The following is a 19,106-nucleotide window of genomic DNA, read 5'->3' as shown; positions in this document are numbered from 1 at the left end:
GCTTTCTTTGGGTTACCTTTCTTTGCACAAGCAAAGAAAGGTAACTCGCCGCAAGGCGAAAGCTTTTGCCGCTACCCCAGACAGAAGAAGCAAAAGCAACGTCCCTGGATGATCAGCCATTCGGCTGCTGAAAAGCGCCTCCCGCGTTCGCGGGAATGACGATAGAGAGATTCCGCAGGACAGTGAGATTGCATGGGCCGGGCAGATAACGTCAAAGCTGCCGGGTCTTCGCCCCGGGCACTGCATCACCCCGTCCCCTTAACCTCCGCCACCCACGCATCCACCTCCCGCTCCAACAACGGCAACGGCACCACCCCGGTCAACAACACCCGGTTGTGGAACTGGCGCGGATCGAACCGATCCCCCAGCGCCGCGCGCGCCTTGTCGCGCAAGCGGATGATCTCCAGCTGCCCGATCTTGTACGAGGTCGCCTGCCCCGGGAACACCACGTAACGATCCACCTCGGAACGCTCGATGCCGTAGTCGATCGCCTGCTGGCGCGTCCACTTCATCGCGTGCAGCCCCGTATCGACCACCAACCTCCGCGCGCGGAACAGCTCCGCATCCAGCTGGCCGAGCAGGCCGGCCGGATCGCCTTCGTACCAGCCGTTCTCCGCCGCCAGGCGTTCGGCATACAGCGCCCAGCCCTCGCTGAAGGCGGAGATGCCGCCCAGCGCGCGGGTCTGGCGGAACTTCGGCAACGCCTTGTTCTCCACCGACAGCGCGATCTGGAAGTGATGCCCGGGCACCGTCTCGTGGTAGGTCAGCGTGCGCAGGCCGAAGCGGGTCAGGCGCTCGGGGCGCAGCGGCATCTGGAACACGCCCGGGCGCGAACCGTCCAGCGGCGGCGCGGTATAGCTGGCGGCGGCGCTCTTCCAGCGGAATTCCGGGTACGGCCGCGCGATCACCTCGCTCTTGGGCACGATGTCGAACAGCGCCGCCGAGCGCTTCTGCGCGTCGGCGATCATCCCGTCGATGTCGGCCATGATCGCCTTGCGGCCGGCATCGTCGTCCGGGTAGGCCAGGTCCTTCTCCAGCCGGGCGATGCGCTCCTTGACGCTGCCCCGGTCGCGCCCGATCGAGCGCAGGATGCGGTCCATCTCGCCCTCGATGCGCGCCACCTCGCGCAGGCCGATCTCGTGGATCTGCCGCGGGTCCAGGCCGGTCGAGGTGAAGCGGCGCAGCTGGTAGCGGTAATAGGCCTCGCCATCGGGCAGGCGCCAGGCGCCGGCGTCGTCGCTCGCCTGCCCGCGCTGCCGCTCCAGCACCGCGATCGCCTGCCGCCAGGCCGGGTAGACCTGCCCGGCCACGATCTTCGCGGCCTGCGCGACGAAGTCCGCACGCTGCGCCGCATCGACGCCCTGCGCCGATCGCAGCTTGGTGTCCAGCGTCGTCACCAGCGGATTGCGCTCCGGCGGCGGCGAGACGAACTGGCGCATCTGCGCGATCGTCTCGTCGATGATGAAGCGCGGCGGCAGGATGCCCTTGGCGGCGCCGTCCTCGGCGCGCTGCACCGCCTCGCCCATCCGCGCCTGGAACAGCGACAGGCGCGCGAGGTAGTTGTCCGCGTCGCGCGCGCTGCCCAGCGGGTGCACCACCGTCATCAGGTTGGGCAGCTGGACGTTGGCGCCGTTCATCTGCTGCAGCGGGAAATCGTGGTCGATGTACTTCTCGCCGTCGACGATCGCCTGCAACTGCCAGGCCATCAGCTCGGCCGATACCCGCTGGGTATCGCTCATCGCGCCGCGGTCGAACTGCCCGAGCCGCTCCAGTCCCTGCCGCGCCAGCGCCACGCTCTCGCGCTCGAACGCGGCGGTCATCGGCGTGATCTGGCGGTCCAGGCGCGCCTGTTCCTCGCCGTCGAAATAGCGGCTGGCGGTCGCGGCCGAAGGCTGCCTGCGCATCCACGCATCGCTGAACTCGGCGAAGAACGCGTCGATCGACGCGGCCGGCGCGGCGGCCGACGGCGCCGGGGCGTCCGGCCGCGATGCGGCGCGGTCGCAGCCGGCGAGCAGCGCGGTGGCCAGGGCGAGGCCGAGGACGAGCGGTCGGGACAGGGCGTGCGCGGGCATGGACTTCCTCGGTCGAAGGGAACCGGTCGATCTTACCGGGCCGTCACGGCCGGTTTCTCCCAGGGCGCATCGCCCAGGTGCCGGATCAGGAACTCGACGAAGCTGCGCACCCGCGGCGGCTGCAGGCGCCGCGCCGGCATCAGCGCGTTGATCTGGGTCGTCGGTGGCGGGTAGTCCGGCAGCACCACCGCCATCCGCCCGGCGCGCAGGTCGTCGGCGATGTGCCACAGCGAATGCACCGCGATGCCCTGGTCGGCCAGCACCGCATCGCGCAGCAGTTCGCCGAAGTTGCTCTCGAAGCGGCTTTCCATGCGCACCTTGACCGTGCCGCCCTCGGGCGTGGTCAGCGTCCACACGTCCTGGCGCCCGTCGCGGCCCATCAGCAGCACGCCGGCATGGCCGGCCAGTTCCTCCGGCGTGCGCGGGGTGCCGTGGCGGCGCAGATAGCCCGGCGAGGCGCACAGCACCCGGCGGTTTTCGGCGATGCGGCGCGCGACCAGCCCGGAATCGCCGAGCGGCCCGATCCGGATCGCCAGGTCGAAGCCTTCCTTGACCAGGTCGACCAGGTCGTCGCTCAGGTGCGCGCTGATCCGCACGCCCGGGTGCAGCGCCTGGAACTCCGGCAACAGCGGCGAGACGTACTGCTGGCCGAACGACGCCGACATCGTCACCCGCAGCGTGCCGGACACGCCTTGCGCGCTCTCGCGCAGGCCCTCGGCCAGCGCTTCCAGGTCCTGCACCAGCACCCGCCCGCGCTCGGCCAGGGCCTGGCCCTCCGGGGTGGGATGCAGGCGGCGCGTGGTCCGGTGCAGCAGGCGCACGCCCAGTTCGCGCTCCAGCCGCTTCAGGCGCTGGCTGGCCACCGCCACCGACAGGTCCAGGCTGCGTGCGGCGGCGCTGATCGAGCCGAGGTCGAGCACGCGCAGGAACAGGGCGATATCGCCGATCCGGTCCATGATTTTCAACGGAATGTTGAAGGTATTTCAGGATACCAGGGGTTTTTGCGAATAAACCCTGGGCGCAGGCTGTGTCCCTTCCCGATCCTCCGGTTCGCATCCCGTCGCCGCCCCGGGCGCCCGCCGGGAGCGGCGCGGCTTCCCCCTGTTCGAGTTCAAGGACCCTTCCATGGACATTCCCGCCTCACGCAACCGCATGCCGCTGGCCGTGTACGCCCTGACCGCGGGCGCCTTCGGCATCGGCACCACCGAGTTCGTCATCATGGGCCTGCTGATGCAGGTCGCCGCCGACCTGCACGTGTCCATCGCCAGCGCCGGGCTGCTGATCTCCGGCTATGCGCTGGGCGTGTTCGTCGGCGCGCCGCTGCTCACCGCGGCCACCGGCCGGCTGCCGCGCAAGGCGGTGCTGGTGGCGCTGATGGTGGTGTTCACGCTCGGCAACCTGGCCTGCGCGCTGGCGCCGAGCTATCCGCTGCTGATGGCCGCGCGCGTGCTCACCTCGCTCGCGCACGGCACCTTCTTCGGCGTCGGCGCGGTGGTCGCCACCTCGCTGGTGGACGAGGACCGCAAGGCCTCGGCGATCTCGATCATGTTCACGGGGCTGACCGTGGCTACCCTTCTCGGCGTACCGGCCGGCGCCTGGCTGGGCCTGCAGTTCGGCTGGCGCTCCACGTTCTGGGCCGTGGCCGCGATCGGCGCGGTCGCCACCGTGGTGATCGCGACGCTGGTGCCGCACGACCGCGCCACGCACGCGCCGTCGTCGCTGCGCCGCGAGGTCGCCACGGTACTGCGGCCGCAGGTGCTGCTGGGCCTGCTGATGACCGTGCTCGGCTTCGGCGGCATGTTCACCGTCTACACCTATATCCAGCCGCTGCTGACCGAGGTCGCCGGCTTCGCCGACGCGGCGGTGTCGCCGATCCTGCTGGTGTTCGGCGTCGGCATGATCGTCGGCAACCTGCTCGGCGGGCGCCTGGCCGACCGCAGCCTGCGGCCGGCGCTGCTCGGCACCCTGTCCGGACTGGCGCTGGTGATGGGCCTGATGGGATTCGTGCTGCACAGCCAGTGGGCGATGGTGCTGTTCACCGGCCTGCTCGGCGCCGCCGCGTTCGCCACGGTGTCGCCGCTGCAGCTGTGGGTGCTGCAGAAGGCCGAAGGCGCGCAGAGTCTGGCGTCGAGCCTGAACATCGGCGCGTTCAACCTGGGCAACGCCTTCGGCGCCTGGCTCGGCGGCGCGGTGATCGCGCACGGTGCCGGCCTGACCCCGCTGCCGTGGATCGGCGCGCTGGTGCCCGCGTCCGCGCTGCTGGTGGCGTGGTGGGCGATCCGCCTGGAGCGCGGCACGGCCGTGTCGCGCGCCATCGAATGCAACGAGGCGGGTTGATCGGTCGATCGCCCGTCGTTCTCTTCTGCCGACTCTTCTGCTGATTTCACCCAAGGAAATCCCGATGGAAACCCGTTTGCTCGGCCGTTCCGGCCTCAAGGTTCCTGTGCTCGGCTTCGGCGCCGGCACTTTTGGCGGCAAGGGACCGCTGTTCTCCGCCTGGGGCGATACCGGCGTCGAGCAGGCCCGGCGCATGATCGACCTGTGCCTGGAGGCCGGCCTGAACCTGTTCGACACCGCCGACGTGTACTCCGACGGCGCCTCCGAGGAAATCCTCGGCGCGGCGCTGCAGGGCCGTCGCGAGCAGGTGCTGATCTCGACCAAGACCGGCATGCGCCTGGGCGAGGGCCCCAACGATGCCGGCGCCTCCCGCTTGCGCCTGCTGCGCGCGGTGGATGCCTCGCTCAAGCGCCTGCGCACCGACTACATCGACCTGCTGCAGTTGCATGCCTTCGACGCGATGACGCCGCTGGAGGAAACCCTGTCCACGCTCGACGGCCTGGTGCGCGCCGGCAAGGTGCGCTACCTGGGCGCGTCCAACTACGCCGGCTGGCAGCTGATGAAGGCGCTGTCGCTGGCCGATATCCATGGCTGGTCGCGCTTCGTCGCCAACCAGGCCTATTACTCGCTGGCCGGGCGCGACTACGAGTGGGAGCTGATGCCGCTCGGCCTAGACCAGGGCGTCGGCGCGGTGGTGTGGAGTCCGCTCGGCTGGGGCCGGCTGACCGGCAAGCTGCGCCGCGGCCAGCCGCTGCCCGAGCGCAGCCGGTTGCACGCGACCGCGTCGATCGGCCCGGCGATCGACGACGAACGCCTGTTCGGCATCGTCGACGTGCTCGACGCGATCGCCGCCGAGACCGGCCGCAGCATCCCCCAGGTGGCGATCAACTGGCTGCTGCAGCGCCCGACCGTGAGCACGGTGCTGATCGGCGCGCGCGACGAAGCGCAGTTGCGCGACAACCTCGGCGCGGTGGGCTGGTCGCTGAGCCCCGACCAGGTCGCACGGCTGGACGCCGCCAGCGCGGTGGAGCCGCCTTATCCGTATTACCCGTACTGGCGCGGCCAGTTCGCCGAACGCAGCCCCGTGCCGGTCTGACCGGCCCCCGCGGGCACCCCCTACAATGCGCCTTCCGGCGGCCTGGCCGCCGGAGTTTTGCCGCCGGCACAGGCCGGCGGCTTGCCGTAGATTGAGGGGCCCCCCCATGAAACCGATCCATCGCGGCGCCTTGCCGGCCCTGCTGCTGGCGCTGTCGGCCTGCAAGCCGCAGCCCGCCGCGCCGCCCGTCGCGCCATCCCCCGACCCGCCGGCGCGGCCGCTGGTCAGCGCGCCGCAGGCTCCCCTGCACGAAGCGCACGTACGCGACGCCGAACAGGCCTTGCAACGGCTGACCGCACGCCTGGAACGCGACAAGGTGTACCCGGACGCATGCAACGCCTACGTGCTCGAGAGCGGCGATGGCGACGGCGACCGGAGCTTCGACATCGCCGTACGCGAACGCCACGGCGAGGGCTGCCCTGGCGACTCGCAGACCACCCCGGTACGCGACCGCTTCAGGGTCGGCCGCAACGGCAGGATCCACTGGTACGACCCGATCGAAGGCGAATTCGTCGATTACGCCGAACGCGCGCAACGCCTGAAGGCCCTGAGCGCCACCGGGATCTGATCTTTCGTCCCTCGGATGAGGCTGCGTCCGTTGTCTCGTGCAAGCTTGGCCGCGGCCTTTGCGGGAGCGGCTTCAGCCGCGATGGGGCTTTGCCGAGGCGCTCCCCTCCCACAAAGGTCCTATTCCCTATCGATTACCGGCAAGGCCCCATCGCGGCTGAAGCCGCTCCCACAACGGCCGCTCTCAGGGTTTGGAAGAAGGCCCGCTTACTCAAGTCGTACCGGCAACGCCCAGACGCTATTGGGATCACCTCCACGAGCACGCCGCAGACTCGCCCGCGCCATCGCCCAGTACGCCCAGGCCAGGACCAGCGCGCACGCGTCCACCGCCAGGACGACCATGTCGTTCCATGGCATGACCCAGCCATTCGCACCGAACAGCCCCGCCACCGGCACCAGCGCCGTCGCCAGCGCGCACAGCAGCAACAACTCATAGGCGCCGCGCGCCGTCGGCCGCAGCAACGCCCACGCCAAGCTGCCCAGGAACACCGCGTAATAGACCAGCTTCTCCTGCCCCGGCGGCAACAGACGCGCCGACACGAACAGCGCCGACACGCCCGCCACGCACCCCAGGCATACGCCCACGGTCAGCCGCGCCATCGCGTGCGTGCGCGCCGGCTGCTCCGGCTGGCGGCGCTTGCGCCGCGCTTCCACCCACAGCAGGTTGCCGCTGTAGAACAGGAACGCGCCGCCGAGCCCGAGCAGGAAGTACAGCCATTGCAGCGGCGCATGGCCGAAATTGCCGAAGTGCAAGGCCTGCAGGCCGCGCAACGACGCCACGCCCGGCGACATCGTGCGCGGCTCGAGCACGTTCAGCACCTTGCCCGTGGCCGCTTCCATCGCCACGCCGCCGAGCGTGTTGAGCCGGCGCTGCTCGTTGTGCCCGTACACCTCCACGCGCGCGTTGGCATCGCCGGCATCGTGGAACGACAGGCTCTCGGGCACCAGGCCGGGGCTGGCCTCGCGCGCGCGCCGCAGCAGCTCGGCGACCGGCAACGCCGGCGCCTTCACGCGGGCGGGCTCGACGTGCGGGGTCAGCTCGAAATCCGCTTCCAGCACCTGCATCAGCTTGCCGCCGAACACCAGGTACTGGAACGGCGCCAGCAGCAGCACGCCCAGGCACAGCACCGCGCCGGACCACGCGAAGACCACGTGGAACGGCAGCGACAGCATGCCGATCACGTTGTGCGCGTCCTGCCACAGCCGCTTGACGTTGCGCCCCAGCCGCAGCGCGAACAGGTCCTTCAGGAACGCCGGCGCGTAGATCACCACGCCGCTGACCAGCGCCAATCCATAGAGGATGCAGACCACGCCGAACAGGTAGGTGCCGAACGTGCGCGGCAGGCCTGCGGTGAAATGCAGGTCGTAGAGGAAATCGACGAAGCCGACCCGCCAGGGCCGCCGTTCCACCCCGCCATCGGCTCCCGGCTCGAACATCACGACCCCGCCGAACGCGTTCTCCGCCGCCGGGCCGAACGCGTAGAGCCGCGGCACCGGGCCGTGCTCGCCGGCCAGGATCAGCGAGAACAACTCGGCCAGCGCCGGATGCCGGGCCAGCACGCCGTCGAGCAGGGCCTGCGCGGATCGTTCCGGCGGTTGCGCCGGCACGGTCGCCGCGGGCCGGCGCTGCCAATCGCCCAGCTCGTGGGTGAACACGGTGATCGCGCCGGCGTAGAACGCGATGAACAGCGCCATGCCGGCGAGCAGGCCGGCCCAGGTATGCAGCGACAGGAAGCTGCGCAGCGTCGCGGCCTTCATGCGCCCAGCTCCGTCCAGCCCAGCGCCTTGACCGCATACAACGCGGCGTAGCACAGCAGCGTCGCACCGCCGAGCCATGCCCAGGCGCGCGCGCCGCTGCGGCAGGCGAACGCCAGCGCCATCGCGCCGATCCATGCCGGGAACGACAGCAGCAGCCACGGCAACGTATGCACCTGCAGCGGCCCCGGCCACAGCAGGACGATCAGGCCGACCAACCCGGTGGACAGCGGCAGGCCGAGCAGGATCGCAGCGGACCATTTACCCGGCATGGCCACGCTCCCGGCGCACGCGGCGCCACGCATCGAGATAGGGCAGCAGCACCGCGCCGAGCATGAAGGCGGTCAGCACGGAGAACACGCCGGCCCAGGTCCCGAGCGCGGCGATCGCCGCGGCCAGCGCCAAGGCGGCCAGCAGCCAGCCCAGGCCGCGCAGCGCGCGTGCATGCGCGCGCCAGCCCGGGCGCAGTTGCTGGTGCGCGGTGGCCAGGTAGAACGCCAGCGCCGAGGCCAGCGAGGACAGGAGATAGAGAAGGGTCATGCGTGCGGCTCCGGCAGGCTCACCAACGATAATCAAAACCGATCCCGACCACGCGCGGCGCGCCGACGATGCCGTTGGGCTCGCTGCCCCAGCGGTACTGGACATAGCCGCGGTCGAACAGGTTGCTGGCGAACAGGTAGGCGCTCCAGTCCAGGTTCTCGTAGCCGAACCGGGCGTTGACCAGCAGGCGCGAGGACAGCACCGGGGCATCGTCGCCGACGTCGGTGCGCACCCGGTCGCGCCAGTTGGCGTTGAGGTTGGCCAGCCAGCCCTCGCCCCAGCGCCAGTTGGCGCCCGCCGCCACGGTCCAGCGCGGGGCGTAGACGAACTCGCTGCCGCTGTAGTCGGTGTCCAGCGACGCGCCGTCGGGCAGCACGAACTCGTCGTAGCGCGTGCGCGAGAAGCCCAGCGAGGCATAGGCGTCGAAGCGTTCGCTGGCGCGCCAGGCGCTCTCGACCTCGAAGCCGTACAGGTGCGCGCGGCCGGCGTTGACGGTGTGGTAGTCGTAGCCGTTCAGGCCGAAGCGCGCCAGCGCCTGCTTGTCCTTCCAGTCGATGTAGTAGGCGTTGGCGTTGAAGGTGAGCCGGTCGTCCAGCCATTGCGTGCGCAGGGCCAGCTCGTAGTTCCAGGTGTATTCCGGGTCGAACGCGAACACTTGGCTGCGCGCGACGTTGAAGCTGGAACCGCCGGAGCGGTAGCCGCGCTGCACGGTCAGCGCCAGCGAGCGGTTCGCGTCCCACGACCAGCGCAGGCCCGCCTTGGGCAGGAACGCCTGGAAATCGCGGCTGCTCGACGGGGTATGCCCGCCGCTGGCCTGCGCCACCAGCCCGAGCCACCAGCCCGAGCACCGCCTGGTTGATGCCGGCCGCGGCCCGGTACAGCGCCGTGCCCGGCGCGCCGAACGCGGCCGGATCGGGCAGCGTGCCGACGAAGGTCGCCAGCGTGTCGCTGGAGAAGGTGTATTCCTGGCGGTCGTAGCGGAACCCCGCCAGCAGCGCCAGGCGCCCGCCGAGCGCGTATTCGCCATCGGTGAAGAAGGCCAGGTTGTCCGAGCGGCTGGGCGAGTCGCTGAGGTAGTCCACCGGGATCGCCGGCAGCGCCTGCGCGTAGCGCCCGGCCAGCTGCGCGGCGGCGGCGGCCGGGAAACCGGCACCCTGCAGCACGCCGGCGATGGTGCCCACGGGGGTATCGATGTTGGCGCGGCTGAGCTGGCGCCGCGCCATGTCGCGGCGCGAGCCGTACACGCCGACCAGGCCCTTCAGGCGCGGGCCGGCATAGCGCAGGCGCAGTTCCTGCGAACGCGAGCGGTAGCGCTCCTCGACATCGCCGTAGTCGCGGTTCTCGGCGGTGAGGTCGCCGTCGAAGTGGCGCCTCGCCTCGGTGTCGGTCCACGAGGTCACCGACGACAGCGACCACGGCCCGCCGAAGTCGTAGTCCACCTCGAGGTTGGCGACCTGCGACAGCGCGTCGGTGGTGTTGGGATCGTCGGACAGGTTGACCGGGTCGTGCAGGGGATCGGGCAGGTCCAGGCGGCTGTACACGTACATGTACGGGCCCTGCCGGTCGTCGCGGGTATAGCCCAGGCGCGCGGTCAGGCCGGGCAGGGCCTTGGGCGTCCACAGCAGCTTGGCGCGCGCCATGGTCGAGTCCAGCGCGTCCTCGCGCGCGTTGCGGGTGGCGTTGCGCACGTAGCCTTCGAAGTCGCGGTCCTCCACCGCCACCCGGAAGGCGAGTTCGTCGTCCACCAGCGGGCCACCGCCGGCGAAGGCCAGGCGGCGGTCGGAGGGATCGGAGAGCAGCGCGCGGGCGCGGCCGCTCCAGTCGAAGGTCGGGTCCTCGGTGCGGATGACGATCGCGCCGGCCAGCGCGTTCTCGCCCTGGATCGTGGACTGCGGGCCGCGGAACACCTCCACCTGGGCGATGTCCCACAGGTCGGTGGGGCCGGCATCGCTGACCTGGCTGGGCAGCGCGGCGCCGTCCAGGTAGGTGGTGGCCAGCGGATTGGCGGCGCCGGCCTCGTCGGCGATGCCGCGCAGGGTGAAGCCGCGCGCGCCGTACATCGGGGAGACGTTGGCGGTGCGCCCGATCACGTCGGCGAGGTTGCGCAGGGTCTCCTGCTCGATCCGCGCGGAGGTGGTCACCGCCACGCTGCTGGCGGTGTCCTGCAGCGAGCGGGCGTTCTTCTCGCCGGTGACGACGACGCGGTCGAGCATGGCCGCATCGGCCGGCGGCGCGGCGACATCGGCCGCGCGCGAGGGGGCGGCCGCCAGCAGTCCGGCGATGGTGGCGGCGAGCACCGTGGGGGTGGCGCGCATGCGAATCTCTCCGTGGCATCGGAACGAAGAGGCATGGCGGCGGCTGTGCCCGTGCAGCTGCCCTCCCCGGGCAGCGTTCAAGCGGCGCAATCTAGCAGACCGCGCCCGCTCCGGCCAGCGGGCGCGGCAGGCGCGCTAGTCGCCGGTCTGGCTGTGCGGCGCGGCGACCGGCTTGGACTGCGGCGAGTCCTTCTGGCGCAACCAGATCGTCAGCACCACCAGCGACAGCACCGCGAGGAATTCGCTCTGCCAGTTCTGGAACGACTCGAACCAGAATTCGCTGCCGGACAGGTGGTACCAGAGGCTGACCGGCGACTCGCCCTTCAGCGCGCGCTCCTCCAGCTCGTGGCGCCAGCTGCCGCACAGGTGCAGCACGAAGCTCATCGCGAACAGCAACCCGAACGCGATCGCCAGCGAGTTGCCGTACAGCCAGAGCCAGAGGCCGCCCTTGCGCACCGGCCACGGCGCCGGGCCGGGATCGACGCGGTTCTGCTCCTGCGCCGGATCGAGCGGCCGCGACTCGGCCGATCCGGCCTGGCGCAGCTTCACCGCCAGCAGCACGTACATGCCCATCTGCAGGAACTCGCTTTCCCAGTTCTCGAACATGGCCGAGACGAAATGCGGCGAATGCAGGTAGGCCAGCAGCGTCACCACCGGCAGCCCATGCTCGATGCGCTCGTCGTTGTAGACCTGCAGGCCGGCCAGCGCCTGGCCGGCGATGAAGAGAATGGTGAGGGCCAGCAGCACCAGCGACAGGCCGTTTCGTTTCCACATGGCGATGTCCTCCTGCCGCGGGCGACGCGCATGCGCCGCCCGCCAAGCATCCTCGTCGCCGTCCGTACCGCGCGGACGACGCAACGTGGGACGGACACTAGCCCGCCGCAGGACAAGACGCCGTGAGCGTCGCCCGCATCAATCGCCGTCGATGGCGTCCACCTTCAGCAGCACCGGCGCGTGGTGGTGCCCGGTGGAGGCCTCGAGCAGCGTGCCGGTCAGCCGCACCGTCTGGCCGATCTCGCCGGCCAGGTGCGCGTACTGCGCCTGGTCGAGCACCAACTGCAGCTCGCCCACGCCGTCGTGCGCCTGCTGCTGCGTCTTCGCCGACGCCGCCACGCACATCGCGGACGGCAGGCGCAGGTAGTAGCCGGTCTCCGGCTGGTCGCCCTGCTTCACGTCCTCGAAATCCGGCGCACCGGGGAAGGTCTTGCGCTCCAGGGTGCCGGACAGCGTGACCTTGAGCGGCCCATAGGGCAGGCAGGAACGCGCCAGGGCCGGGGTCGAGATGGCCAGCGTGGCGACGGCGAGCAACAACGGCAGGAGCGGCGCTTTCATCGGAGGACTCGGGCAGGTCGGGCCGCGCAAGCTTAGCTCCTTGGTGCGCCGAATATGTGGCGGCTCTGTTTCAGGGTTAAACGGTTCCTGTGGGAGCCATGGAGCGCGCAGGTTGCAGTGCTGTTGCTGTTGCTGTTGCTGTTGCTGTTGCTGTTGCTCGCGATCTTGCTTTGGATCGGGTAACGCCTCTTCGCGCGGCGGCGCGCCAACCTCCACGGCCCACGAATGTCACTGCGGCGCGGGCCCCTCCGAAGCGGCGGAGGCGATGGGAAACACCCGAAGGGCGACGTGCATGGGCTCGCCGGAAAAAGGCGAAGCACTGCTTCGCCCCGGCGGGCGGGCATTCGTCGCGCGGCGAATGCCCCGGACTCGGCCGCGTAGCGGACGAGCACGTCGTTTTTCGCCGGGGCAGGGCTCGCCGGAAAAAGGCGAAGCACCGCTTCGCCCCGGCGGGCGGGCATTCGCCGCGCGGCGAATGCCCCGGACTCGGCCGCGTAGCGGACGAGCCCCGTCGAAAAATCCCGCCGGCTCCGCGGACCCGCAGCAAAGCTGCGGGCGCGAAGGCGGGGTGTGCTTGATCAGCCATTCGGCTGCTGTGAAGCGCTTCTTTGGGTTACTTTTCTTTGCACAAGCAAAGAAAGGTAACTCGCCGAAGGCGAAAGCTTCGGCCTTTATTGCCAAAGGCCCCAAAAGCAAAAGCAACGTCCCTGGATGATCAGCCGTTCGGCTGCTGAAAAGCCCCTCCCGCCTTCGCGGGAATGACGGTAGAAAAGTCCCTGGATCCCCGCCTTCGCGGGGATGACGGTAGGGAGATCACGTGAAGCCGTGAGATGGCGTGGGAGGAAACACACATCCCACCCCATCAAGGCACCAACCGCACCCGATTGTTCGCCTGCGTCACCTCCGCCACCTCCCCTTCCGCCCGCACCACCACCTGCAACTCGTCGCGGCGCATCCCCGCCGGCATCGACAAGCGCACCGTCGCCGTCCTCGGCTGCAGGTCCGCGGGCGCGGCCAGCGCCGGGAGCGCCGCGCGCGCCAGCTCGCGGCCCCGCGCATCCTCCAGCACCACCATGCCGGCCGGCGCATCGACATGGCCGAGGCTGTGCACCGTCACCTCGACCGCGTCGCCATCGATGCGCACGTCGCCGCGGCCGATGCCCAGGTCGGGCCGCAACTCCACCGGGACGGCGGCGGCGGCGACCCGCTCCATCTCGATCACCGTGCCCTGGCGCGGCGCGAACTCCACCGGCACCGAGCCGCTGCGCTCGAACGCCACCTCGCGCTCCTGCGCGCGACCGTCGATGCGCCCGTCGCCATCGCGGTCCGCGCCGATGCGCATCCGCCAGCGGCCCGGCTGCACGTTCCAGCCGGTCATCGTCGCCTTCTGCGCCTTGGCGCCGGTGTTGAAGGCGATCACGCTGAAGCGGTCCGCGCGCGGCTTCGGCAGCAGCAGCGCCACCTGCACGGCCCCTTCCGGATCGTCGAAGCGCCAGCTCACCGTATGCCCCGGATAGGTCTGGTTGCGCTTGAGCGCCACGCCGCCCAGGCGCGCGCGCTGCAGGTTCACCGTTGGCGATTCGACCCGGTCGCTCCACCAATGGCCTTCGGTGTTCATGTAGAAGTTCTGCAGCTTCTCGCGGGTCTCGGCGCGGAACAGCGCCTCCAGCCAGCGCGTGTCGCCGCTGTTCTCCCAGGCGACGTAGTGCGGGAAGTCCGGCGCGCCCTCGCCCTTGGCCGCCGCCTGCGCCAGCTGCGCGCCCCAGCTGTCGCGCTTGCCGAGCAGGTCGAGGAAGTTCTCGTTGAGGTTGGACAGCCCGTTCGGCCCGCTGCCGGCCACCCGGTAGTCGAACACCTTCAGGTAGCGCGCATCGCCGGTCCAGCGCCACGCGGCCCAGAACGCGTGCAGCGTGTCGGCGCCGCCGCTGCCCTGCCACAGCTCGCCGCCGCGCACCGCGCCGGTCTTCCAGTTGATCTCGTTCGGCAGGACCCAGCGGCCCTTGGCGTCGGTATGGGCGTGGGCGAGATAGCCGTCGGCCAGCCCGGTGACGATGCGGCGTGCGTTCGGGTCGGCGTTGTAGCCGCCGAGCAGCAGCGCCGGGTGCAGGATCGGGAACGAGTACGGCTTCTGCCACTGCCAGTTCGGCTCGCGGTAGACCTTGCGCCCGCCGAACCAGTTGCTGGCGAACAGCAGGTGGCCCTGCGGATTGACCTGGATGATGCGGTCGAACGCCTTCACCGTGCGCATCGCGCGCTCGACCACCGCGGGATCGCCCCAGTTGAGGTAGAGCAGCGCGCTGTTGAGGTTGATGCCCTCCTCGTAGGCATGCAGCTCGTCGGTCTCGATGGTGGACAGCCCGTCGGTGAACATGCCGTTGCGGTAGTTGGCGTCCGACAGCGCCCACAGCGAGGCATTGAGCTTGTCCGGGTCGACGCCCATCAACGCCACGCCCGGCCATTGCTGCACCAGGTCCGAGTCGTCGGAGATGCCGCCGCCGAAATCGCCGTAATCCACTTGGCGCTGGTCGATCCACCAGTTGATGTAGCGGCGCGTGGCCTTGAGGTCCTCCAGCTGCCAGAACGCCCAGGCCGGCACGCCCTTGGGCACGTCCGGCAGCGCCACCGGCAGCGGCGACTGGTTGCCGTAGCTGATGTCGTTCCAGTACTGGCGGCCGAGCGCGTGGTCGGGGTCGACGCGCAGCAGGTCGTGGATGTCGCGGTCCAGGCGCGCGTACAGGCGCTGGCGCTGCGAGGTGGTGTGCTCCTCGACCAGGAAGCCCCAGTTGTCCTTGACCTGGTTGAAGCGGTCGGCGACGTGCTCGATCTTGGCTTCCGCGCGCGGCTTGAACACCAGCCGGATGCGCGCGCCGTCGAGCGCGGCGCGATCGAAGCCCGGCGCGGCCGAGGCGATCGACAGCATCAGGCTGTCGTCGCCGAGGATGCGGTCGCGCAGGTCCAGCCACAGCGTGCGCGCCTGCTTCGGCGCCACCGAGACCGACACGTCGATCATGTCGCGCGCCGGCCAGACCGGGTCCTTGACCCGGATGTTCAGCGGGATCAGCCCGTCCTGCACCGCCGGCAGGTCCAGCGCCGGCAGGTCGATGGCGATGCCGTCCAGGCCGTCGTACATGTTCTCCCAGCCATAGGCCCAGCTGCGCATCAGCGGCTGGTCGGGCGGCGGGTCGCCGAGCGTGGACGGCACCAGCACGTGCACTACCGGCATGTGCGCCCCGGACGCGGACGGCGGCGCGTCGCCGCGCTTGCGCGCCGGCGCCTTGGCCGGCAGCGCGACCACGGTGTCGCGCTCGCCTTCCGGATAACGCCCGGCGATGTAGTCGCGCAGCGGCGCGAGGTTGGCGTAGTCCGGGGCGACGTCGCTGCGCACGGTGTAGTCGAGCGTGGCGGTGCCGGCCGGGACCTCGCCGGCGCCGACGTGGTAGGCCCAGATCTCCTGGATCGGGGTTTCCTGCTCGGTGTTGCTGAAGCGCAGCGTGCCGCCGCGGCGCTCGGCGAACTGGTCCACGCTGCGCACCACGCCCTGCTTGCGCTTGAACAGCGGCTGCGGCGGAGCCTTGCCGTCGCCGTAGCTCGCCTGGCCGAAGGCCGCGCCGCGGATCTCGATGCGGTTGAACGGCTCGTCGGGCAGAGTGAGGTCCAGCGCCTTGCCGCCTTCCACGTAGACGTTCCAGTCGGGCAGCTGGAAATAGTCGTTGCGGCCGGGCAGCCGCGAGCGGTTGTAGACCCCCGGCCAGGTGGTCTCGGCGATGCCGTCGGTGGCCTTCCACATCCACTGCTTCAGGTCCTTGGCATCGGCGAACTCGACCTTGCGGATCCGGGTGACCGGATCGACCAGCGCCGGCGGCGCCTGGCCCTGGTCCCAGCCGAAGCGGTGCAGCCAGGCCGCGCGCAGCGCCGCCGGGTCGGCCGGCTCGGCGCCGGCCGGTTCGCGCAGCTGCGCCAGCGCGGCCACGCCGGCCGCGTCGAGCATGCGGTCGTAGATGCGGATCTCGTCGAAGTCGCTGCCGCGCAGGAAGTTGTAGCGGCTCTGCACCTGGTGCGGCGACATCACCCGGCCGGCCAGCCCGAACTGGTCGAGGGCGGCGTCGAAATCCAAGGATGCGCGCCCCGCGCAAGGACCCTCACATCCCCGTGCGGACTCCTCGATGCCCTGCCGCGCCACTTCGCGGCCATCGACGAACAAACGCACGCCGCGGGTCTCGTCCCAGCCGAAGGCCAGGTGCGTCCACGCGTCGGCGGCGGGGGGCGTGTCGAGCTTGAACGACACGCGCGTGCGCGCCAGGTTGGCGTCGGTGACGAAGGCGTCGAAGCCGTGGCCGTTCCAGTCGATGCGCAGCCAGGCCATGTCCCAGCTGGTGTGGTCGGCGTAGCCGACGCGGAAGATCACGAACGGCGCCTCGCCCACCGGGTAGCGCGCGCGCCAGAAGAACGCGAGCGTGCCGCGCTGGGCGTAGAGGTTGCCGGGCGCGTTCCAGGCCAGCACGCCGTCGTCGGCCCACTCGATCGCCTTGCCCGAGCGCCCGTTGTCGACCAGCGCGACCTTGTCGCGGAAATTGGGGACCGGATCGCCGGCGGCCACGTCGGCATCGAACCCCTTGTCGGCCGTCGCCTGGAACAGCAGCCGGGGCGCCTCCGCCGCACCGGCCGCGCCCGCCAACAGTCCCAGCAGTCCCAGGAGCGCGGACGGCAGAAACGTTCGAGGCGAGCAGCCCGCCGCGCGCGGTCGGTTTCGTGGCGGTTCGCCGGCCTGCAGCAGCGCCACCGGCCAAGAGGCGGCGCAAGAACGAACCGCATCGGCGGGCTTCGCAGCCCGGACGGCTCCCGCCGTCCACGCTCCCAGCCAGCGCCCCCACTTCACCACCCTTCCCGATCGCACCACGCCTGCTTCCTCCACTTTCGATCCACTACCGCCGCGCCGCCGGCGCGCCGTCCTCCGGTTCCGCCATGCCGGCGTGCCGTGCGCGCCAGCGTGGCCAATCATGTTCCAGCAATTTCTGCGGCCAGGTCCCGTACCAGGCATACCCGGCGCGGCGCTCCGGCGACATCCGGCCGAAGTCGGTGAACGCGCTGCCGTCGCGGTCGCCGAACAGCGGCTGCTGGCGCTGCAGGTCGTAGAAGCGCGCCCACAGCGATGCGCCCGGCGCCGGCTCGACCACCCGGTCCGGTCCCGCCGGTGTCTCGATGCGGCGCGTGGCCAGGTCCGGCAGCCGGTGGCGCTGGAACCAGCGCACCGCCGCCTCGATCGCCGCCTTCGTGCGGGGCGAGGGCGCGCGCTGGCGCATCAGCAACCGCACCACGCCCACCGACTCGGACGTGGCCAGCGCGGCCGGCTCGAACGCACGCGCCTTGGCCGGCTGCAGGGTGTGCTCGTCGTACTGCGCCGCCCAGATGGTGAGTTCGCCGTCGATCGTCACCTGCGTGTCCAGCACGCACGCCAGCCCGCGCGCCAGCGCGGCCCCGGCACGCGCGCCGAACTCGTCGTGCAACGCCGCCAGCGCGCCCTTGGATTCGACGATGTCCTGCAGCAGGTCCATTACCCGTGTCATCGCGTCGTCGTTGAAGGTGACCAGGTGGCGGTACGACGAATGGTCCGGATGGAACTGCGGCCAGCCGCCGTTCGGGTACTGCGCCGCCAGCAGGTACTCCACGCCGCGCCGCGCGCCGTCGAGGTAGCGCGCGTCGCGCTCGCGCGCATAGGCCTCGGCCAGGTAGGCGATCTCGGTGGTGGTCGCCTTGTTGTCGATGGTCGCCTCGTCCGGGCGCGCCGGATCGCGCAGCGCGGCGCGCTCGGCGGCGTCGAACGCATGGCCGTAGTCCACCGCCTTGCCCTGGTAGTGCTTGGACCAGCCGCCCGACGGCGTCTGCAGCAGCAGCATGTTGTCGGCGACGGCATCGGCCGCCGCGCCGCCCGGCCATGCCAGCCATGCCGCCAGCCACACCAGGCGCCTCACGGGAACGGCCTCCAGCTGCCGAGCAGGTGCGCCGCGTCCAGCTGCGCCGCCTCCGCGGCCGAAAGCAGGCGTGCCCAGGCCGCGCGCCGCGAGGTGTCCGCGCCGGGGCCGCGGTTGCCGTGCTCGCCGAACCGGGCGGTGACGTGCGTCTCCGGCTTGTCCCAGTCGTGCCAGCCGGCCGGCAGGACGTGCGCGCCGAGCTCGCTGCCGACGAACGCGACCTGCGCGTACGGCCGCCACGGCCGGCCGAGATAGACCCGGGACACGCCGTTGGCCGCGGTCAGGCGCACGTTGCGGAACACCAGTCCCGCGCGCGCAGTGTCCGGGGTGGAGGCGGCGGTGACGTAGCCATCGCCGATCGAACGGATCTCGCCGCCCTCGAACAGCCCGGTGCCGGCGCCGAAGATGAAATCCACCGTGCCCTCGACATGGCAATCGCGGAAGTACGCCAGGCCGGTGCCGCGCAGGTACAGCGTGTCCTGGTGGCCGAGGAAGCGCACGTCGCGGAACGCCATGCGGTCGCCGTCCAGGCGCACCGCCACCGCCTGGCCGACCGGGCCGGCGTCGTTGCCGAAGGCCAGCTTCTCGGCGGTGAAGTCGTTGCCGGCGATCACCACGCTGGCCGAGCCGGAGGTGCCGAACGGCTGGCCGGTGGCCGGGTCGATCCTGGCGGCGTAGTTGTCGAACACGATCCGCGTCAGCGTCGCGCTGGCGCCGACCATGTGCAGCGGCGGCGCGTTCGACGGCACGTTCACGCGCTCGCGGTAATCGCCGGCGGCGATGCGGATCTCGGTGGGCCGCTGCGCGCGCACCGCGGCGTCCACCGCCTCCTGCACGCGCGCGAAATCGCCGCCGGACGCCGCCACCCTCAGGACCTGCCATCCCTCGGCGGCCTGCGCCGGGATCGCGGCCAACGCCGTCCACGCCAGCATCGCCCAACCCGCCCGGCGCCGCCGCGCCCGGGCCATGCGGTTGCGCCCGTGCAGGGCCTGCGCCTTTTCTTCCGTCGTGACCATCGCGCTCGCTCCATCATGCGGAAGGAACCCCGAATCGCCCCGGGGTTCCAGGACCAGGGAGGCCCCGGTCGACGGGCGCCGCACGAGGACGGCACCCCTGGCGAACC

General features: G+C 70.9%; 15 protein-coding genes and 1 pseudogene. 4 read left to right on the top strand and 12 right to left on the bottom strand.

What is annotated here, in order from left to right:
• Positions 1-245: 245 nt before the first annotated feature.
• Positions 246-2,072, bottom strand: coding sequence for a DUF885 domain-containing protein (locus tag M3M27_RS00720; protein ID WP_434026847.1), 1,827 nt, complete (start codon positions 2,070-2,072; stop codon positions 246-248).
• Between the two features lie 32 nt (positions 2,073-2,104).
• A complete protein-coding gene (locus M3M27_RS00715; RefSeq protein WP_140724816.1) occupies positions 2,105-3,028 on the bottom strand; it encodes a LysR family transcriptional regulator in 924 nt (307 codons plus the stop codon).
• 169 nt (positions 3,029-3,197) lie between these two features.
• Here M3M27_RS00715 and M3M27_RS00710 point away from each other — a divergent pair, with 169 nt between their 5' ends.
• From M3M27_RS00710 to M3M27_RS00700, 3 genes are all read left to right on the top strand, one after another.
• Positions 3,198-4,409, top strand: coding sequence for an MFS transporter (locus M3M27_RS00710; protein ID WP_140724813.1), 1,212 nt, complete (start codon positions 3,198-3,200; stop codon positions 4,407-4,409).
• A gap of 64 nt (positions 4,410-4,473) precedes the next feature.
• Positions 4,474-5,505: an aldo/keto reductase gene (locus M3M27_RS00705; RefSeq protein ID WP_434026846.1), complete on the top strand. Its 1,032-nt coding sequence runs from the start codon at positions 4,474-4,476 to the stop codon at positions 5,503-5,505.
• A gap of 106 nt (positions 5,506-5,611) precedes the next feature.
• Positions 5,612-6,073 (top strand): hypothetical protein, encoded by a 462-nt coding sequence (locus tag M3M27_RS00700; protein ID WP_434026845.1) that lies wholly within the window; start codon positions 5,612-5,614, stop codon positions 6,071-6,073.
• A gap of 206 nt (positions 6,074-6,279) precedes the next feature.
• On the opposite strand, the gene M3M27_RS00695 is transcribed toward M3M27_RS00700, so the two are convergent.
• The 7 genes and pseudogenes from M3M27_RS00695 to M3M27_RS00665 all read right to left on the bottom strand — a co-directional run bounded on the left by M3M27_RS00695 (position 6,280) and on the right by M3M27_RS00665 (position 12,014).
• Positions 6,280-7,830, bottom strand: a complete 1,551-nt coding sequence (locus M3M27_RS00695) for a PepSY-associated TM helix domain-containing protein (RefSeq protein WP_434026844.1) — start codon at positions 7,828-7,830, stop codon at positions 6,280-6,282.
• Positions 7,827-8,099, bottom strand: a complete 273-nt coding sequence (locus M3M27_RS00690; RefSeq protein ID WP_140724800.1) for a hypothetical protein — start codon at positions 8,097-8,099, stop codon at positions 7,827-7,829. The genes M3M27_RS00695 and M3M27_RS00690 overlap by 4 nt, the downstream gene beginning before the upstream one ends.
• The gene (locus M3M27_RS00685; RefSeq protein ID WP_434026843.1) at positions 8,089-8,367 is read right to left on the bottom strand and encodes a hypothetical protein; all 279 of its coding nucleotides are present in this window, start codon (positions 8,365-8,367) and stop codon (positions 8,089-8,091) included. Before M3M27_RS00685 ends, M3M27_RS00690 begins: the two co-directional genes overlap by 11 nt.
• Before the next feature lie 19 nt (positions 8,368-8,386).
• Positions 8,387-9,394, bottom strand: a complete 1,008-nt coding sequence (locus M3M27_RS00680; RefSeq protein ID WP_434027926.1) for a TonB-dependent receptor — start codon at positions 9,392-9,394, stop codon at positions 8,387-8,389.
• Positions 9,369-10,580: pseudogene (locus M3M27_RS00675) on the bottom strand (TonB-dependent receptor); the annotation flags it as partial. The pseudogene M3M27_RS00675 and the gene M3M27_RS00680, both read right to left, overlap by 26 nt.
• 237 nt (positions 10,581-10,817) lie before the next feature.
• Positions 10,818-11,456 carry a DUF6766 family protein gene (locus M3M27_RS00670; protein ID WP_140724791.1) on the bottom strand — a complete coding sequence of 213 codons (639 nt, stop codon included), beginning with the start codon at positions 11,454-11,456 and terminating at the stop codon, positions 10,818-10,820.
• A 138-nt stretch (positions 11,457-11,594) separates the two neighbouring features.
• Entirely contained in the window at positions 11,595-12,014 is a 420-nt protein-coding gene (locus M3M27_RS00665) for a DUF4431 domain-containing protein (protein WP_434026842.1), read from the bottom strand.
• Between the two features lie 574 nt (positions 12,015-12,588).
• On the opposite strand from M3M27_RS00665, the gene M3M27_RS00660 reads away from it, so the two are divergent.
• Positions 12,589-12,729: a hypothetical protein gene (locus tag M3M27_RS00660; RefSeq protein WP_434026841.1), complete on the top strand. Its 141-nt coding sequence runs from the start codon at positions 12,589-12,591 to the stop codon at positions 12,727-12,729.
• A 147-nt stretch (positions 12,730-12,876) separates the two neighbouring features.
• Here the strand turns inward: M3M27_RS00660 and M3M27_RS00655 are convergent, their stop codons facing one another.
• The 3 genes from M3M27_RS00655 to M3M27_RS00645 all read right to left on the bottom strand — a co-directional run bounded on the left by M3M27_RS00655 (position 12,877) and on the right by M3M27_RS00645 (position 18,999).
• Positions 12,877-16,689 (bottom strand): LamG-like jellyroll fold domain-containing protein, encoded by a 3,813-nt coding sequence (locus M3M27_RS00655; RefSeq protein WP_434026840.1) that lies wholly within the window; start codon positions 16,687-16,689, stop codon positions 12,877-12,879.
• A 247-nt stretch (positions 16,690-16,936) separates the two neighbouring features.
• Positions 16,937-17,983 carry a pectate lyase gene (gene pelA / locus M3M27_RS00650; RefSeq protein WP_434026839.1) on the bottom strand — a complete coding sequence of 349 codons (1,047 nt, stop codon included), beginning with the start codon at positions 17,981-17,983 and terminating at the stop codon, positions 16,937-16,939.
• Positions 17,980-18,999 carry a pectinesterase family protein gene (locus M3M27_RS00645; protein ID WP_434026838.1) on the bottom strand — a complete coding sequence of 340 codons (1,020 nt, stop codon included), beginning with the start codon at positions 18,997-18,999 and terminating at the stop codon, positions 17,980-17,982. The genes pelA and M3M27_RS00645 overlap by 4 nt, the downstream gene beginning before the upstream one ends.
• Between the last annotated feature and the right edge of the window lie 107 nt (positions 19,000-19,106).

The organism is Xanthomonas boreopolis, from assembly GCF_046529185.1.
Lineage (GTDB): Bacteria > Pseudomonadota > Gammaproteobacteria > Xanthomonadales > Xanthomonadaceae > Pseudomonas_S > Pseudomonas_S boreopolis.
This window is presented reverse-complemented; position numbering and strand designations above follow the sequence as displayed.

Excerpts from the sequence above, each read along its gene's own strand:
- M3M27_RS00695 (WP_434026844.1), bottom strand. The coding sequence starts at position 7,830 with ATGAAGGCCGCGACGCTGCGCAGCTTCCTGTCGCTGCATACCTGGGCC.
- M3M27_RS00670 (WP_140724791.1), bottom strand. The coding sequence starts at position 11,456 with ATGTGGAAACGAAACGGCCTGTCGCTGGTGCTGCTGGCCCTCACCATT.
- M3M27_RS00645 (WP_434026838.1), bottom strand. The coding sequence starts at position 18,999 with ATGGTCACGACGGAAGAAAAGGCGCAGGCCCTGCACGGGCGCAACCGC.
- M3M27_RS00680 (WP_434027926.1), bottom strand. The coding sequence starts at position 9,394 with ATGGCGAATACGCGCTCGGCGGGCGCCTGGCGCTGCTGGCGGGGTTCC.
- M3M27_RS00700 (WP_434026845.1), top strand. The coding sequence starts at position 5,612 with ATGAAACCGATCCATCGCGGCGCCTTGCCGGCCCTGCTGCTGGCGCTG.
- M3M27_RS00710 (WP_140724813.1), top strand. The coding sequence starts at position 3,198 with ATGGACATTCCCGCCTCACGCAACCGCATGCCGCTGGCCGTGTACGCC.
- M3M27_RS00715 (WP_140724816.1), bottom strand. The coding sequence starts at position 3,028 with ATGGACCGGATCGGCGATATCGCCCTGTTCCTGCGCGTGCTCGACCTC.
- M3M27_RS00720 (WP_434026847.1), bottom strand. The coding sequence starts at position 2,072 with ATGCCCGCGCACGCCCTGTCCCGACCGCTCGTCCTCGGCCTCGCCCTG.
- M3M27_RS00685 (WP_434026843.1), bottom strand. The coding sequence starts at position 8,367 with ATGACCCTTCTCTATCTCCTGTCCTCGCTGGCCTCGGCGCTGGCGTTC.
- M3M27_RS00705 (WP_434026846.1), top strand. The coding sequence starts at position 4,474 with ATGGAAACCCGTTTGCTCGGCCGTTCCGGCCTCAAGGTTCCTGTGCTC.
- M3M27_RS00690 (WP_140724800.1), bottom strand. The coding sequence starts at position 8,099 with ATGCCGGGTAAATGGTCCGCTGCGATCCTGCTCGGCCTGCCGCTGTCC.
- M3M27_RS00665 (WP_434026842.1), bottom strand. The coding sequence starts at position 12,014 with ATGAAAGCGCCGCTCCTGCCGTTGTTGCTCGCCGTCGCCACGCTGGCC.